The following is a 13,864-nucleotide window of genomic DNA, read 5'->3' on the forward strand; positions in this document are numbered from 1 at the left end:
CTTGTGATGACCGCCTAGAACAGGACCCTCCCGATGACCACGGCTCCCCCGCGCACCGAACCCGACCCGTCCGCACTGACCTGCCCCGGGGACCGGGTCGGCCTCTGCTCCGGATGCCAGCGCAAGACCCACAAGTACGGGTCCGGCGGCAGCCTGCTGTGCCAGTGGTGCATGGCGCCGGTGCAGGCGGGGTGGGGCACGTTCGTGCGCTACGTCAACACGCGCGTCTGACCTCGCACACGCCGTCGACCCGGATGCCGGTGGCTTCGCGGTCGGTGAGGGGAAGTCGCCGGGTCAGGGTCAGCAGCACACGATCCTCGCCCAGCACTGGCTCGACAACACCGCCCACGTCAGCGGCTGACCGGCGCAGCATGAAAGGCCAGCGGGGCCCGGACTGGTGTCCGGTCCCGCCCGCGGCCTCAACACTGTCCTCACCCTTGCGGGCCAGACTGAGCAGTTGACGCAAAATACGGTGCACGCGATCGAGCGCGGCTTCGGCAGCTAGCGCCGCATATGGCGGGACGCCCGGTCGCCGCGCGGGCAGCGCCTGACGCAGCAGCGGATGCAACTCCCTGCAACCCGAATCGCGGCCGGGCGCCGGGTCGTTGGCCGGACATGACGACGCACAGACCGGCCGACGCCGACCATGTCGCCGGGGAGACCGCCGCAGTGGACCTGGTCCTCGCCTACCTCGCAGGGGCGGTGCCCGCGGCGCCGGCCCTCTCCCCGCTCGCCGCCGACTACATGGAACAACAAGCCTCCGGACTGCTGTCCGGCGCGGTCATGCTCGACCCCGGCTTCTCCCCGCACCGGCGGGCCGTGATGCCGCCCGCCGGACTCGTGTGGCTGGAGAGCGTGTCCATGACCGAGCCGGTCGCCACTGCGGTCCGCGCGCTCGCAGGGGACGGCGGCGGCCGGTTCTCCTTCCTGTCCCAGGAAGAGCGGGTCATGGCCCTGGCCCTCTCCGCCGCCGCCCGCCTGGCCGCCCTCTACGAACCGGCGGAAGGAGTGCGGCGGCTGCACAAGGTCCGCGACGTCGTATCCCGCCCCTGACCTTCCGCCAGCTTGTTTCGCTCTCAGTCGGTGTTGAACGCCTGGTCGACGCTCAGCGTGTCCTCGTAGAGGTGCATGCGGACGATCTCGCCGTCTTCGACCACCAGGTGCATGGCCGACGGGGTGGTGAACTCCTTGCCGGTGGACGCGACGGTGTGCGTGAAGACCCCCAGCAGCATCACGTCACCGCCGTCGACGATGACCCGCTCCAGCACGACCTTGCTCTTGCCGGGTACGAAGTGCGGCCACATCGTGGTGAAGTACGGCGCGACTTCCTCCCGATGGGCACGACGGCCGGTCCAGGGCAGTTCGTCGTTGCCGGGGACGTGCCAGTCGATGTCTGCCGCGAACAGTTCCTGGATGCCGTCCTGGTCCTGCCTGCCGAGGCGCTCCACGAACTGCTCGGCCACGGCCCGTGAGGTCTGGGTGTCTGTTGCCATGGGGTTCTCCGAATCTTCGAGGTAACCATTTTTGTTACATTGACGGGCGCGGAAACGTGCCACCACCGAGACCAGGGGGTGGGCTAGGCGGTTTTGAGCACGTCCCGCAGGACGTCCTCCAGTGTGGTTCTCGCCAACTCCCCACGGAGGACAGCCTCGATCTCGTCGTAGACAGAGGCCAGCGCCGGCCCTATGCCGTGGCCCACGACGCACTCGGGGTCGGGCAGCGAGCGGTGCAGAGCGAAAACCGGCCCGGCGCCGATCGCCTCATGGACGTCGAGCAGGGTGATCGATGCCAGGTCCCGGGCGAGCATCCAGCCTGCTCCTGTACCTCGCCGCGAGTCGGCGAGGCCGGCCTTGCGCAGTTCGGCCAGGAGGCGACGGATCACCACCGGATTGGTGTTGACGCTCGTCGCGATCTGCTCGGAGGTGGCTACCTCGCGACCGCGACGCTGATACAGACCTATCCACGTGAGCACATGCGCCGCGATGGTCAGCCTGCTGTTGGCACTCACCTCGAACCTCACCTCCCTCGAACCTTCAACTTCATCGTAACAGTAATAGTTACAACGCCGCTGCCGCGCTTGACGAACCTGATTCCTCAGAATGCGGACCTGGCATGCCATGTGGCTGGCCCGCATCGACCGCAAGGCCGCCGAACTGGAACAGCGTCAGGCCGAAGAGGAGCACCGCCGGCCAATACCAGACTGGATCCTCGAACTCAACCGCGCCACAGGGCACCCGCTGGCCGTGCACGTCGGCGACTGCGGCATGGCCGGCCGCCGAAGACGGCAGGTCGACCAGGACGGCGCCCGCCGCCTCCTCACCGTCGACGGGGAGCCTGCCTGCCCTATCTGCCGCCCAGACACCGCACTGCACATCACCGACTAGCCAGCACCTCCTTTGTGCCACTCGTCCGCAGGTCGGCGCAGCCCTCCTCGCCCCCGTTGCGGGGCGCACAGTTAGCCCCGTACCGGCATCGAGTACGGGGCCCACTCTCGCGTGTGACCGAGGAATCTCGGGTCGGGCAGCCCTCACGCGCGCATGACGGCAGCTGAAACGACCACGCCCGCCACCCACGCAAGCGCAGCAGCCTCCCATTCCTGCAGCCCGTTCTGGAGCGCCCATCTCTTCGCGATCGTGTGAGCGCAGGACCCTACGATCGCCGCAGTGATCTTCTTAGGCACGATATTGCCTCTCTGTATGTGCGTCGACTTCGCCCCAGGAGGGGGCCTGTGTTCTCAGCGAAGCAGGGTGAATATGCAGGTAGCAAGGAGGTATAGCCAGTTTGCAAGTTATCGGAGCCTCCCGTGGGAGTACCCAGCACGAAGGAGATATCGAATGCTCTGCTGGGAGTACTTACGGGGCTACGCTCTCTCCATGACTGTCGACCCCGCAGGTATCGAGAGCGACGATCTGCTCCAGGCCGCAGCCGCAGCCGGGCACCCCGTAAGCGAGCGGCTGCTGGAGGAGTTCCGCTCCCGTGCACAAGGCCTGCTCCCGCACCCTCAGCGCGGGCCGAATCGAGGTCGCAAGCCCGTGTGGCTGTACCCGCCCGGCGCCGAGCGGCAGTTGGTGAGCCTCATGCGCTGGCGCGAGCACACGAAGGACCGCAACGTGCTGCGGGTGCTGCTATGGCTCGACGGTTTCCCTATCGCGACCAGCGCTGTGCGTGAATCCGTGAGTGCCGGCCTCACCACGATGACCCAGACGCTGGAACGCGAACTTGAGGCGGAGGCCTCCCGCCGGAAACTGGATCCGGCGTCGGACCGCGAGGCCGCGCTGAACTCCATCGCCTCGACTCTGGCTGCACGGCGCGGACCGAACGCCCTGCCGCGGACAGTACGGGTGACGGCTTCAGAGCGCACCAAGGCGGTCGAGTTGATGCTTCGGCTGTTCGCGTTCGGGGAGACGCTCGACACGACCGAGGAGGAAGCCGAGACCGTCGAAAGGGTTCTCGGTGTCTCTCCGGGGCGTCGGCAGCGCGTGGACGGGGACGGGCCGTGGCTGGTCGGTCCGGCGCAGGATCTGTTCGATGCGGCGCAGGTCATCTCCGTGCCGAGGATGGCGGAGACCCTCGTGGACGCAACGGATGCGGAGCTGGAGTCGGCTCGGCAGCTCGTAGCGATGCTGTTCCGGTTCCTGCCTCTCGTTGCCAGGATGATCGGCGCCGTGTTCGGCAACGACAACTACGCCGGTATGGAAAGGGTGGGGCACCTCGACGACCATCCGGAGTTCGTGATGCTGCTCGTACCCATGGTCGTCGCGATGATCCGTGCCGGATGCCAGGAGAACTTGGACACCATCGCGACCGCCTTGGAACCGTTTCCTGCGCTGACGGCCGAGATCCGGCGTGTCCTCGATATGCCGTCGAACGAGGTGGAACGCAACCTCGAAAGTCAGCCTGCCGCAGTACAGCGACAGGCGCATCGACTGATCGAGGCCGCCGTGGACGGGAAACTGAACCAAGCGCCGCACCGGCGGCCCTGACCTCCGGATACGTCAGGCCGCCGTCAGGTCCGGCCGTGGACCGAACGCCCTCCGGCAGCGCGGATGGGAAATCGGCCACTCTGCGGCGTCCTCGACGGTTCGCACTGTGCGGTTGGCCTTGTCGGAGTCCTGATGGGTGGTCCAGCCGCAGTCGAGGCCGTCGAAGACCTCAACCATCGTGACGCCTGCCTGGCGGGTGCGGTTGAGGGTGCCGGCGTTGTAGGCGACGGCCGACTTGGCGAGGGTGGCAGCTTCGGCCCAGGCGCGGACCGGGACGCGAGCACCGTTGCGGTAGACGACGTGGGTCAGCTTGTGCTCGGTCGCGAGTCTGCCCGCCATATTCTTCGCGGCCTGCTTCGCCGTCATGTTGCCCGCAGCAAGCAGCGGGACCTCTCGGCGGGCTGCCTCTCGTGCCGCCCGATAGAGCTGGTTCGCCATGCGCTCGGCTTCCTGCGAGCGGCACAGGAAGTCGGCGTAGGAGTCGGCCGCGAGGGACTGTAGGGCGTCGCGGTGGAAGGTGGTCCAGGTGAAGGCCACGTCGAGGGCTTCGGCGGCGGCTTGAGCGCCGGCGGCGTACAGGTGCGGTAGTTGCCGTTGGACGAACTGCCGGGCCTCCTGGTCGACGCGTTGGCGGAAGGCGCGGATCGCCTGCTTGAACTCCTCCAACGTCGCCACGGTGTGCGGCGCCCTCGGGTTGTCGGCGAACTGGGTGAGGACGGCGCGCTGTTGAGCGGCGAGTCGCTGCCAGGCATCTTCGAGGACGGCCGCGACGCGACGTGCGATCTCGTCCGGGTCTCCGGGCACCGGCGGTGGCCACTCGTACGGCATGCCGGTCTACCGTCCCCGGCGAGCGCGCAGCAGCGGCGCGGTCACGAGGTCAGTACTTTCCTCTCCATCGACCAGTTCGTCCGGTGCAACCAGGTCCACGAGCGCAGTGATCTGGCGTTCGAGCCCCGCGAGGTTGTTGCTCTGGTCGATGGTGACCACGCGGTCCACGGTCATGCGGAGCGGGTCAGCGAGCAGCTTCGCGCGCCGCTCGGCCAGGACCTCGTTTGCGACAGCACGAGCGGAGGTCAGCCGCGTGTAGCGTGCATCCAGGTCAGCGGTGTCCGTGGTCGGGCCGAGCTGAGCCAGCAACCAGGCTCGTACAGCGATGTCCATCCGATGCTCCTGTCGTACGAGGTGAGGCTCGGCACCATGACAGTGCCGAGCCTCACTGGTGATGTGCCGCTACCTACGCACCCGCACCGGCTACCTTCGCGGTCCGTCGCCTCGGAACCCTGACGGGCTCCGGCTCCGGGGCAGGATCCGGCTCCGGGGCAGGATCCGGCTCCGGGGCAGGATCCGCCACGGTCGGCGTCTCTCCCACATCGCCGTCCGCGCCGACCGGGTTCGGGGTGGCCTCATCCGGAGAGGGAGCCTCCCCCGGCCACGCGACCGGGTTCGGGATGAGCGGGGCGAGCCGCTCGGGAACCTCCTCCCCCGCTTCCAGCCGGACCGGGCCCTGCTCGGGGTCTCGCAGGAATACCGTGCGCGCCAACTTCGCCATGACCAGCTCCCGTTAGAAAACCGTCGCGGCGATGTGGATGTCCGGCACGTACAGCACGGGCATCGCAGCAGCAGCGGAGATCGTGGACAGTTGGACAGGGGTACGCGTCTGCACGTGGGTGGTGATCACGATGCCGGGGGCCTCCTCGGCGGTGATGACTCCCTTGCCGCGCAGCTCGATCGCCTCGGCGGTCAGACCGTACTGGGTCTCGCCCCACTGTTCGCGGCGCGGCGGGATCATCGCCCACAGCGACTCCGGGGTCGTGCGCACCAGGGTGTCGCTGCTGTCGTACGCCTGCACGTCATAGGTCGTCACGGGCGGCAGGTTGTACTTGGCGCGGACCCGGTTGACCTCCTCCGGAGCCAGCATGCCGCTCGGGATCTGGTCGGTGGACGGCGAGTTGTGGAACGCGGCCCGGTACTCCGCCGTGGACCCGAGCAGCGACAGCGCCTTCTCCGAGCTGATGACCCGCTCGGAGCGCGGTACGCCGATGCTCTTCAGGTACTGGATCCACGCCAGTTCGTCGGCGATCGGGGTGGCTGCATCCGACTGGGACCACGGCACCGCGACCGTCGGCCGGTTGGCGGCCGGCACCTTCCAGTCGACGTCGAGGGCGACTCCGGGCAGGGACACCACGCCGGTGGACAGCATCTGTCCGGCGGCGATCTCCATGGCGGCCTTCGTGGACCTCGCGGCGGTGCAGGATGACCGCGAGTGCCTCGGCCAGGCCAGGGACGATGTCGCCGGCCGCCGCGGTGCCGGGGACGGTCACGGTCTGCTCGGCGAGAGCGGCCACGACCTGCTCGGTCATCTTCTGCGCGGTCCGCATCCGGGGGCTGCCCCGAGGAGAGTGCGGGTGATCTCTTCGGGGCCGGCCTGGGCCAGCGCGGCCGGGGAGCCGATGGCCTGCAGCAGCGCCAGCACCGCCGGGTGACGCAGGCGGGGGCCCAGGACCCGTTCGAGGGCCGGGTAGATCGAGGTCAGCAGTCCGCGCAGCCGGTTGGAGATGCGGGTGGCATCACCGGCCAGGTCGTCGTCATGGCCCAGCACCATGGCCAGTTCGGCCCGGACACTCTCGTCCGGTGTGATGCTTCGCAGCAGGTGGGGCATGGTGCGGGCGGCATCGAAGATGACCAAGGCATCGCGGGCGTCGGTCTTGCCGGAGCCCGGGTGGAGATCAGCCAGCCGTCGCATCGACAGGCCCGGCAGATAGGCCACCTCGCAGCCGCTGGCGCGGGCCACCGCCACCGGCAGCGCGCCGATCGAGGCAGGCTGATCGACCACGACCAGCACCCTGCCCTTGCGTTGCAGACGGGCGAACAGGTCCCGCAGCTGCGGTTCGTTGTTGGGCAGCGGCTTGTCGAAGGTCATCCGGCCGTCCGCCAGCAGAGCCGTGCCGTGGTGTTCGGACTTACCCACGTCCAGAGCACAGAACACTGCGATCGGCGTGAAGTTGCTGGTCACCGGCCTTCCCTCCCCGGAGTTCATGCCGGGTGGCCTGCCAGGGCACCGGCAGTCGACAGCCACATTACGCAGCCCGCCTGACGGCGGACACGCTCTCATCAGCGATCAGCCGGTGCCACCAGAACCAGCGACAGCACCCCCCGGATCATCAACAACAGGGGCAAAGAGTCCTACCGGACCTGGAGGCCACGAGCCCGAACCGGGCGCTACGAAGAATGTGATAGTCGAACTGCGGCCCGGGTTGGGCTGCTGCCAGGCTTGGCGCCGACGTTCCGGCATGACCCACAAGGTAATTGGCGGCTCGTTGCAGCCTGCCGTGCGCCCGAGTTGTCTGCCGGACGTCGGCGTCGGCCTGGCCCACCCCGTTGGCTTGATCAGCAGCTTGTCCGCCATCTCGACGTGACTCATCACAGTTATGCCACGCGGTGACTCCACCCAGGCCGACGCCGACCACGGTCGTCCAGCCAGCAAGGAGAACAACCGCGTGACCATGCTCGCAGAACAGGTCGACGGCGTCATTGGCGTCGACACGCACCGCGATACCCTCGCCGCCGCAGCCGTCAGCCCCATCGGAGCCGTCCTGGCCACCACTGATTCCCCGGCGAGCGCCCGCGGATACCGCCGCCTGCTCGACTTCGCCCGCCGGCAGATCCCCGGCCGCCGCTGCTGGGCACTGGAAGGTGTCGGCAGCTTCGGCGCCGGCCTGGCCGCTTTCCTCGGCCAGGCCGGCGAACAGGTCGTCGAGGTACTGCGACCCAAGCGGCCCACCGTTCGCGACGGCCGCAAGACCGACATGATCGATGCCATCCGGGCGGCCAAGGAAGCCCTGTCCACTGAGCACCTCATCCAGCCCCGGCTCAGAGGTGAACGCGAGGCCCTGCGCGTCCTGCTCGTGACCCGTCACGGCGCGGTCCTCGCTGCCACCGCCGCGATCAATCAGCTCAAGGGCTTGATCGTGTCCGCACCGGACGATCTGCGCTCCGAGCTGCGAAAGCTCAAGGGTCCGGCTCAAGTCGTCCGTTGCGCTCAACTGCGGGATCGCCCGACGCACGACGTCGAGCACCGGATGACCGCCCGGGCCTTGCGATCCACCGCCCGGCGCATCCAGGCCCTGCAGGCCGAGGCCAAGGACCTCGAGAACGAGATCCTTGTGCTGGTACGGCAGTTGGCGCCCGATCTTCTCGATTTGCTCGGCGTTGGCCCGATCACTTCGGCTCAAATTTTGGTGAGCTGGTCGCATCCGGGCCGGTTTCGCTCCGAGGCGGCTTTCGCCTCTTTCGCCGGAGTCTCGCCGATCCCCGCGTCGTCGGGACTGACCAACCGGCACCGGATCAACCGCAGCGGTGATCGGCAACTCAACCGGGCCCTGCACACCATCACGCTCATCCGGATGCGGCTCGACCCTGCCACGAAGACCTACGTCGCGCGGCGAATCGGCGAGGGCAAGACCTCCCGCGACGCACAACGCTGCCTCAAACGAACCATCTGCCGACAGCTCTTCAAGATCCTCGAACGCTCCGGCCAGAACACCGGGACGAAGCCTAAGGATCTTCCTCAAGCAGCTTGACGCGATATAGCAGCCTCGGGCAGGCAGGGGGGCTATCGGGCTGCGTCGATCGCGCACTCGGTGGCCGGTACGGTGGTTTCGGGGTCGCTGGGCGAAGACCCGGCCGCTGTCCGGGCCCGGGCGGGCGCGGTTGCGGTCGCGGGCGTCTCGCCGTCGTCGTCGTCCGCGTCCGGTGCCGGGGCCCTCTCCCCTCGCTCGATCAGTCCCAGTGCCACCCCGGTGATGATGATGACGCCGCCTGTCGCCTGGGCCAGCCGGATCGTCTCCCCGTTGATCACGACGGCGCCGATGACGCCGATGACCGGAACCAGGTTGAGGATGTTCACGGCGACGCTCGGCGGCATCCGGCGCAGGCCGTAGTTGTAGAGCAGGAAGCCGCCGACCGAGCACGCCAGGGCCAGGTAGACGAGCAGTGTCGAGGCGGTCGCGCCCGGCATCCGCCAGTCGCCGGCCTCCAGCAGCGAGGCGAGGAGGAATCCCGCCGCACCCGCCAGGGTCTGGTAGTACGTGACGCTCACGGCGTTCTGGCCGGCGCTCACGCGTTTGGTGAGCACGTTGTACCCGGCCCAGGCCAGTCCGCCGAGCAACAGCAGGATGTCTCCCGCCCACCGTGAACTTCCGCCGACCTCGGCTCCGTTGCGTACGACGAGGAAGGCGCCGGCGGTGGCCAGCAGTACGCCCGTCACCCGCAGCAGCGGCATTCTGGTGCGCAGGAGGGCCAGTTCCAGGAGCATCGTCATCATGGGGTAGGTGGCCACGATCAGGGACGCGTCGGAGGCCGTTGACAGATCGACGCCGATGTTCTCCAGGATGAAGTACACGGTGATGCCGAGGAATCCGCTCAGGTAGAGCTGCCGGCGCTGGCGGGCGTCCGGCCTGGCGGGGCGGTGCCGGTTCAGGCGTATGAGCAGGCCCAGGAGCAGGGCCGCCAGGGTGAACCTGATGGCGCCGATGCTGAGCGGGCCGACCTCGTCCAGCAGTTGTTTGGTCACCGCGTAGGAACTGCTCCAGAACAGGGCGGCCGCCACCACCGCACAGACCGCCCTCGCGCTGGGCCCTCGCTCACGCATCCGAAGTCGCCTCCCTCTACCACCGCTACCGCTGCCGGACATGCAGACATACAGCCGGCGGCCGAACAAAAATCAGCAGTTTTCCGAGGAGGCTAACAAGATTCACAAAGAAGCTGCGTACAATCCGAATTACCTTCGGATTTTGCAGAGTGAGGCACGTGTGGACGAACTAGATTCGGCGTTGGTACGGATGCTCCAGGAGGACGGACGGCGCACCAACCGGGACATGGCCCAGGCGCTCCGTATCGCCCCGTCCACCTGTCTGGAGCGGATCCGGTCGCTGCGCGAGCGCGGCATCCTGACGGGGTTTCACGCGGAGGCCGACCTCACGGCGATCGGCCGTGGCCTGCAGGCCGTGATCGCCGTACGGGTCCGCCCGCCGACGCGTGCGGTGATCGAGGCCTTCCAGACCTTCCTGGAGCAGATGCCCGAGGTGATATCGCTCTTCGTCCTCACCGGGAACGACGACTTCCTGGTGCACGTCGCCGTCCGCGACACCGACCATCTGCACGCGGTGGTCCTGGACAAGCTGACGAAGCGTCCGGAACTCGCCGACGTACGGACCTCGGTGGTCTACGGGCACATGCGCAAGAAGGTCATCGGGCCGGCCTGACGCCCGCGGGGACCCCTCGCGGGCGGGTCACCGGGCCGGTGGCCTCGTGGGCGGTCACCGGGCCGGTGGTGCGGTCTCCTTCGCCGCCGTGATCAGCAGGTCGTTGGCATCGGGGCTGCCCAGGGTCACCCGCAGACCGCTGCCCGGGAAGGCCCGGACCAGCAGACCGCGCCGCTCCCACTGCTCCGCCACCGCCTGCGAGGCCTCGCCCGTCGCCAGCCACAGGAAGTTGGTCTCGCTGGGCAGCACCTCCCAGCCCAGCCCCAGGAGCGCCGCACGGGTCCGCTCCCGCTCCGCCACGATCCGTTCCACCCGTTCGAAGGGCTCCCTCTCCACGCTCAGCGCGGTCAGCGCGGCCTCCTCGGCGATGCGGCCGACCCCGCACGGCACGGCGCACTTGCGCAGCGCCTCGGCGATCACGGGCTGCGCGACGCCGTAGCCGACGCGCAGCCCGGCCAGCCCGTAGGCCTTCGAAAAGGTGCGCAGCACCAGCAGGTTGGGCCGCTCGTGGTGCAGCGCGACCCCGTCGGGAGCGCCCGGCGAGCGGTAGAACTCGAAGTACGCCTCGTCCAGGACGACCAGGACATCACCGGGCACCCGGTCCAGGAACCGCTCGAGTTCGGCGGTGCCAACGGCGGTACCGGTGGGGTTGTTGGGCTCGCACAGGAAGACGGCCCTGGTCCTGGGGGTGATGGCGGCGGCCATGGGGTCCAGGTCGTGCACGCCCTCGGCGAGCGGCACCTCCACCGGGACGGCCCCCGCCATCCGCGCCACGATCGGGTCCAGCCGGTACCGCACGGACTCGAACAGACCGACGGCCGCACCCACACCGGCCGGCACCACACCCGCCGTACACCCGCCACCGTCCTGGTCACCGGCCACCGCCGCCGGCAGCCGCCCCGCCAGCACGGCACCCTTCTCCAGACCACGCGCCGAACCGGTGCCGGCCACAGGAACATCAACCCCCGAACGCGGACAGGCAGCCACATGCCTGCCGGACCTGCCGGACCTGCCGGACCTGCCGGACCTGCCGGACCTGCCGGACCTGCCGGACCTGCCGGACCTGCCGGACCTGCCGGCGGGGCCGCGTGCCCTGCCGCCGCGGGGCGACGAAACACCGTCCCGTCGTTTCGTCGAGGGGACACCGTTCGTTGTCTCGCCGAGGGTTCGAGAGCTCCCCGAAAACCCGCCCCCGGTCCGCCACCCCCATCACCCACAGGCCGCTGCCGTACTCCCCCGCCACCCCCACCCCATCCGCAACACCCAAGGTCAGAGCATCGGGACGGGTTTCAACAGGGAATTCACCGGAAGTGCTGCGCCGGGTACGGCAGACGCATAGCGTGCGATGACCGGGCCGTTCCCCGCGCATCCACGGTCCGTGCCTCGTGGGGCCCACGACCCTCTAGGAGACCCTGGAATGTCCTCCGACAGCTCCGAGTTACGTCCCCTGCCGCACCGCGCCGCACGGCACGCTTCCGCTGTCACACCCGGATGGGCCACCGGCCGGGCCCGCCCCTGGACCGGACCGCACCGGGACCTGCGCCTGCTGCGCCGGGCATGCCGGTGGCAGCGGCGGATCGCCGCCCTCACCGCGCTCGGCTACTTCGCCGTCTTCCTGACACTGACCGTCCAGACACCCTCCCTCATGGCCCGCCCGGCCCCGGGCGGACTGCCCCTGGGACTGTTCCTGGCCCTGGCACAACTCCCGGTGACCTGGCTCGCGGTCATCCTCTACGAACTCACCGCACACCGCCTCGTCGACCCGCTCGCCCGCCGGGTACGGCGCCAGACCCGCGACGCACAGGCCCGGCCGTGACCGACTTCGCGGGCCCTGCACAGTCCTGGTCGCTCGTGGCGTTCTGCAGCGTCGTGACCCTCACCCTCCTGCTGTGTGTGATCACCGGCCCCGACCGCGAGGACCTCGACGAGTTCTACACCGGCTACCGCTCCCTCTCCCCCCTGCGCAACGGCCTGGCCATCGCCGGCGACTACATCTCCGCAGCCACCGTCCTCACCGTCGGCGGGATCATCGCCCTGTGCGGCTACGACGGCGTCGTCCTGGCCCTGAGCACCCTGCTCTCCCTGCTGCTCCTGATGTTCCTGCTGGCCGAACCCCTCCACCACACAGGCCGGTTCACCATGGGCGACGTCCTGGCACACCGCATGCCCGGACGCGCCGTACGGATCACCACCTGCGCCGTCACCCTCGCAGCCCTGGCCCCCATGATGGTCGTACAACTCGCCGGCGTCGGACAACTGCTGGCATTCGTCCTGGGCTTCTCCGGCGGCGCCATGCGCACCGGCTGCATCATCGGCGCCGGCACCCTCATGATCACCTACGCCGCCATCGGCGGCATGCGCGGCACCGCACTCATCCAGATCCTCAAAACCGTCATCCTCCTCGGCTCCGGACTGATCGTGGCCGCACTCGTCCTGCACAGCTTCGGCTGGAGCCCACAGACCCTGTTCACCTCCGCCGCACACAACAGCGGCGCCGGACCCGACTACCTGCGCTACGGCCTGCAGTTCACCGGCGGACAACACCCCGCCCTCGACATGATCAGCACCCAGTGCGCGATCGTCCTGGGCGGCGCCAGCCTGCCCCACGTCACCATGCGCATGTACACCGCCGGCAGCACCCGCCAAGTACGCCGCGCCATGTCCTGGGCCGTCTGCGCCGTCGCCCTCTTCATCGCCGTGATGACCGTCATCACCGTCGGCGCCACCGCCCTCATCGGCGCCAAAGCGATCGCCGCCGCCGACCCCCGCGGCAACACCGCCTACCTCCTCGGCGCACGCGCCGCCTTCGGAACCCACCTCTCCCGCACCGAAGGGCTGCTCCTCACCACCGTCACCACAGCTATCTTCCTCACCCTGCTGGCATCCGTCGCCAGCATGACACTCGCCTGCGCCAACTCCCTCGCCCACGACGTCCTCACCCGCCCGGGCACACCACCCCTGCGGGAAATGGCACGGGCACGCCTGGCCGCACTCGCCGTCGGAACACCCGTGATCACACTCGCCGTACTCGCCCAGCACCGCAGTCTGCAGCCGCTGGCCATCACCTCCTTCTGCCTCGGCGCCTCCGCCATCGCACCCGCCCTCCTCCTCAGTCTCTTCTGGCGCCGCTACACCCGCGCCGGCCTGCTCTGCACGCTCATCGGCGGCACCCTCACCGTCCTCATCCTCATGACCGGCACCAACCTCGTCTCCGGCACCCCCCAATCAGCCTTCCCCGGCGCCGACTTCAACTGGTTCCCGTTCACCACCACGGCCCTGGTGTCGGTGCCTGCCGGTTTCCTGTGCGGCGTACTGGGGACGGTCCTGTCGGGCAGGAGGACCGGCACACGCGAACGCCACCACTACGAAACCGTCGAAACCGTCGTCCTCACCGGACCACCACACCCCCACAACGGCTGACCCCGGCCGTGCGCTGTTTCGGCACGGTGCGCGGCGGGGGTCAGCCGCTGCCGACGAGGAGCACGGCGACGTAGGCGACGCCGCAGGTACGGCTGAGCACGATCCGGGGCGGCGGCGGATGCCCAGGGCGAGGAATCCCAGGCGGAGGCCTCGCCCCAGCCGTTGTGCGCATAGGGGAAGCCCAGCACCACGGCGAGC

The 13,864-nt window shown here is 69.0% G+C and carries 17 protein-coding genes; 8 read left to right on the forward strand and 9 right to left on the reverse strand.

Annotation, left to right across the window (positions count from 1 at the left end; all coding sequences use genetic code 11):
- Positions 1-33: 33 nt before the first annotated feature.
- On the forward strand, positions 34-231 hold the full coding sequence (locus SPR02S_RS44925; RefSeq protein WP_019063606.1) for a hypothetical protein: 198 nt from the start codon (positions 34-36) through the stop codon (positions 229-231).
- Here the strand turns inward: SPR02S_RS44925 and SPR02S_RS63630 are convergent.
- On the reverse strand, positions 215-568 hold the full coding sequence (locus SPR02S_RS63630) for a hypothetical protein (protein WP_158697982.1): 354 nt from the start codon (positions 566-568) through the stop codon (positions 215-217). The genes SPR02S_RS44925 and SPR02S_RS63630 overlap by 17 nt on opposite strands.
- 47 nt (positions 569-615) lie before the next feature.
- On the opposite strand from SPR02S_RS63630, the gene SPR02S_RS44940 reads away from it, so the two are divergent.
- Positions 616-1,053, forward strand: a complete 438-nt coding sequence (locus tag SPR02S_RS44940; protein WP_019063609.1) for a hypothetical protein — start codon at positions 616-618, stop codon at positions 1,051-1,053.
- 23 nt (positions 1,054-1,076) lie between these two features.
- On the opposite strand, the gene SPR02S_RS44945 is transcribed toward SPR02S_RS44940, so the two are convergent.
- Together SPR02S_RS44945 and SPR02S_RS44950 are read right to left on the reverse strand one after the other, a co-directional pair.
- Entirely contained in the window at positions 1,077-1,493 is a 417-nt protein-coding gene (locus SPR02S_RS44945; protein WP_019063610.1) for a nuclear transport factor 2 family protein, read from the reverse strand.
- A gap of 83 nt (positions 1,494-1,576) precedes the next feature.
- Entirely contained in the window at positions 1,577-2,008 is a 432-nt protein-coding gene (locus SPR02S_RS44950) for an Rrf2 family transcriptional regulator (RefSeq protein ID WP_026151455.1), read from the reverse strand.
- Between the two features lie 91 nt (positions 2,009-2,099).
- On the opposite strand from SPR02S_RS44950, the gene SPR02S_RS44955 reads away from it, so the two are divergent.
- Positions 2,100-2,384 (forward strand): DUF6233 domain-containing protein, encoded by a 285-nt coding sequence (locus SPR02S_RS44955; protein ID WP_026151456.1) that lies wholly within the window; start codon positions 2,100-2,102, stop codon positions 2,382-2,384.
- A 648-nt stretch (positions 2,385-3,032) separates the two neighbouring features.
- On the forward strand, positions 3,033-3,983 hold the full coding sequence (locus SPR02S_RS44960) for a hypothetical protein (protein WP_158697983.1): 951 nt from the start codon (positions 3,033-3,035) through the stop codon (positions 3,981-3,983).
- Positions 3,984-3,995: 12 nt separating this feature from the next.
- Here SPR02S_RS44960 and SPR02S_RS44965 read toward each other — a convergent pair whose 3' ends face one another.
- From SPR02S_RS44965 to SPR02S_RS57770, 4 genes are all read right to left on the reverse strand, one after another.
- Positions 3,996-4,811 (reverse strand): hypothetical protein, encoded by an 816-nt coding sequence (locus SPR02S_RS44965; protein ID WP_019063614.1) that lies wholly within the window; start codon positions 4,809-4,811, stop codon positions 3,996-3,998.
- A 6-nt stretch (positions 4,812-4,817) separates the two neighbouring features.
- A complete protein-coding gene (locus tag SPR02S_RS44970) occupies positions 4,818-5,144 on the reverse strand; it encodes a hypothetical protein (protein ID WP_019063615.1) in 327 nt (108 codons plus the stop codon).
- Between the two features lie 400 nt (positions 5,145-5,544).
- On the reverse strand, positions 5,545-6,204 hold the full coding sequence (locus tag SPR02S_RS59310) for a major capsid protein (RefSeq protein ID WP_019063616.1): 660 nt from the start codon (positions 6,202-6,204) through the stop codon (positions 5,545-5,547).
- Between the two features lie 135 nt (positions 6,205-6,339).
- Positions 6,340-6,996: an IS110 family transposase gene (locus tag SPR02S_RS57770; protein WP_019063617.1), complete on the reverse strand. Its 657-nt coding sequence runs from the start codon at positions 6,994-6,996 to the stop codon at positions 6,340-6,342.
- Positions 6,997-7,480: 484 nt separating this feature from the next.
- Here SPR02S_RS57770 and SPR02S_RS44985 point away from each other — a divergent pair, with 484 nt between their 5' ends.
- Positions 7,481-8,563, forward strand: coding sequence for an IS110 family RNA-guided transposase (locus SPR02S_RS44985; RefSeq protein ID WP_043258926.1), 1,083 nt, complete (start codon positions 7,481-7,483; stop codon positions 8,561-8,563).
- Between the two features lie 32 nt (positions 8,564-8,595).
- Here SPR02S_RS44985 and SPR02S_RS44990 read toward each other — a convergent pair whose 3' ends face one another.
- Positions 8,596-9,633, reverse strand: a complete 1,038-nt coding sequence (locus SPR02S_RS44990) for a DMT family transporter (protein ID WP_052347156.1) — start codon at positions 9,631-9,633, stop codon at positions 8,596-8,598.
- Positions 9,634-9,793: 160 nt separating this feature from the next.
- Between SPR02S_RS44990 and SPR02S_RS44995 the strand changes: the two genes are divergently transcribed.
- Complete coding sequence (locus SPR02S_RS44995) at positions 9,794-10,246, forward strand: Lrp/AsnC family transcriptional regulator (protein WP_026151457.1); 453 nt, start codon at positions 9,794-9,796, stop codon at positions 10,244-10,246.
- A 54-nt stretch (positions 10,247-10,300) separates the two neighbouring features.
- On the opposite strand, the gene SPR02S_RS57775 is transcribed toward SPR02S_RS44995, so the two are convergent.
- Positions 10,301-11,197, reverse strand: a complete 897-nt coding sequence (locus SPR02S_RS57775; RefSeq protein WP_019063621.1) for an aminotransferase class I/II-fold pyridoxal phosphate-dependent enzyme — start codon at positions 11,195-11,197, stop codon at positions 10,301-10,303.
- Positions 11,198-11,663: 466 nt separating this feature from the next.
- Here SPR02S_RS57775 and SPR02S_RS45010 point away from each other — a divergent pair, with 466 nt between their 5' ends.
- Positions 11,664-12,062: a DUF485 domain-containing protein gene (locus SPR02S_RS45010; RefSeq protein WP_019063623.1), complete on the forward strand. Its 399-nt coding sequence runs from the start codon at positions 11,664-11,666 to the stop codon at positions 12,060-12,062.
- Positions 12,059-13,666 carry a sodium/solute symporter gene (locus tag SPR02S_RS45015; protein ID WP_019063624.1) on the forward strand — a complete coding sequence of 536 codons (1,608 nt, stop codon included), beginning with the start codon at positions 12,059-12,061 and terminating at the stop codon, positions 13,664-13,666. Before SPR02S_RS45010 ends, SPR02S_RS45015 begins: the two co-directional genes overlap by 4 nt.
- Positions 13,667-13,864 lie beyond the last annotated feature (198 nt).

It is taken from the genome of Streptomyces prunicolor NBRC 13075 (assembly GCF_000367365.1).
GTDB lineage: Bacteria > Actinomycetota > Actinomycetes > Streptomycetales > Streptomycetaceae > Streptomyces > Streptomyces prunicolor.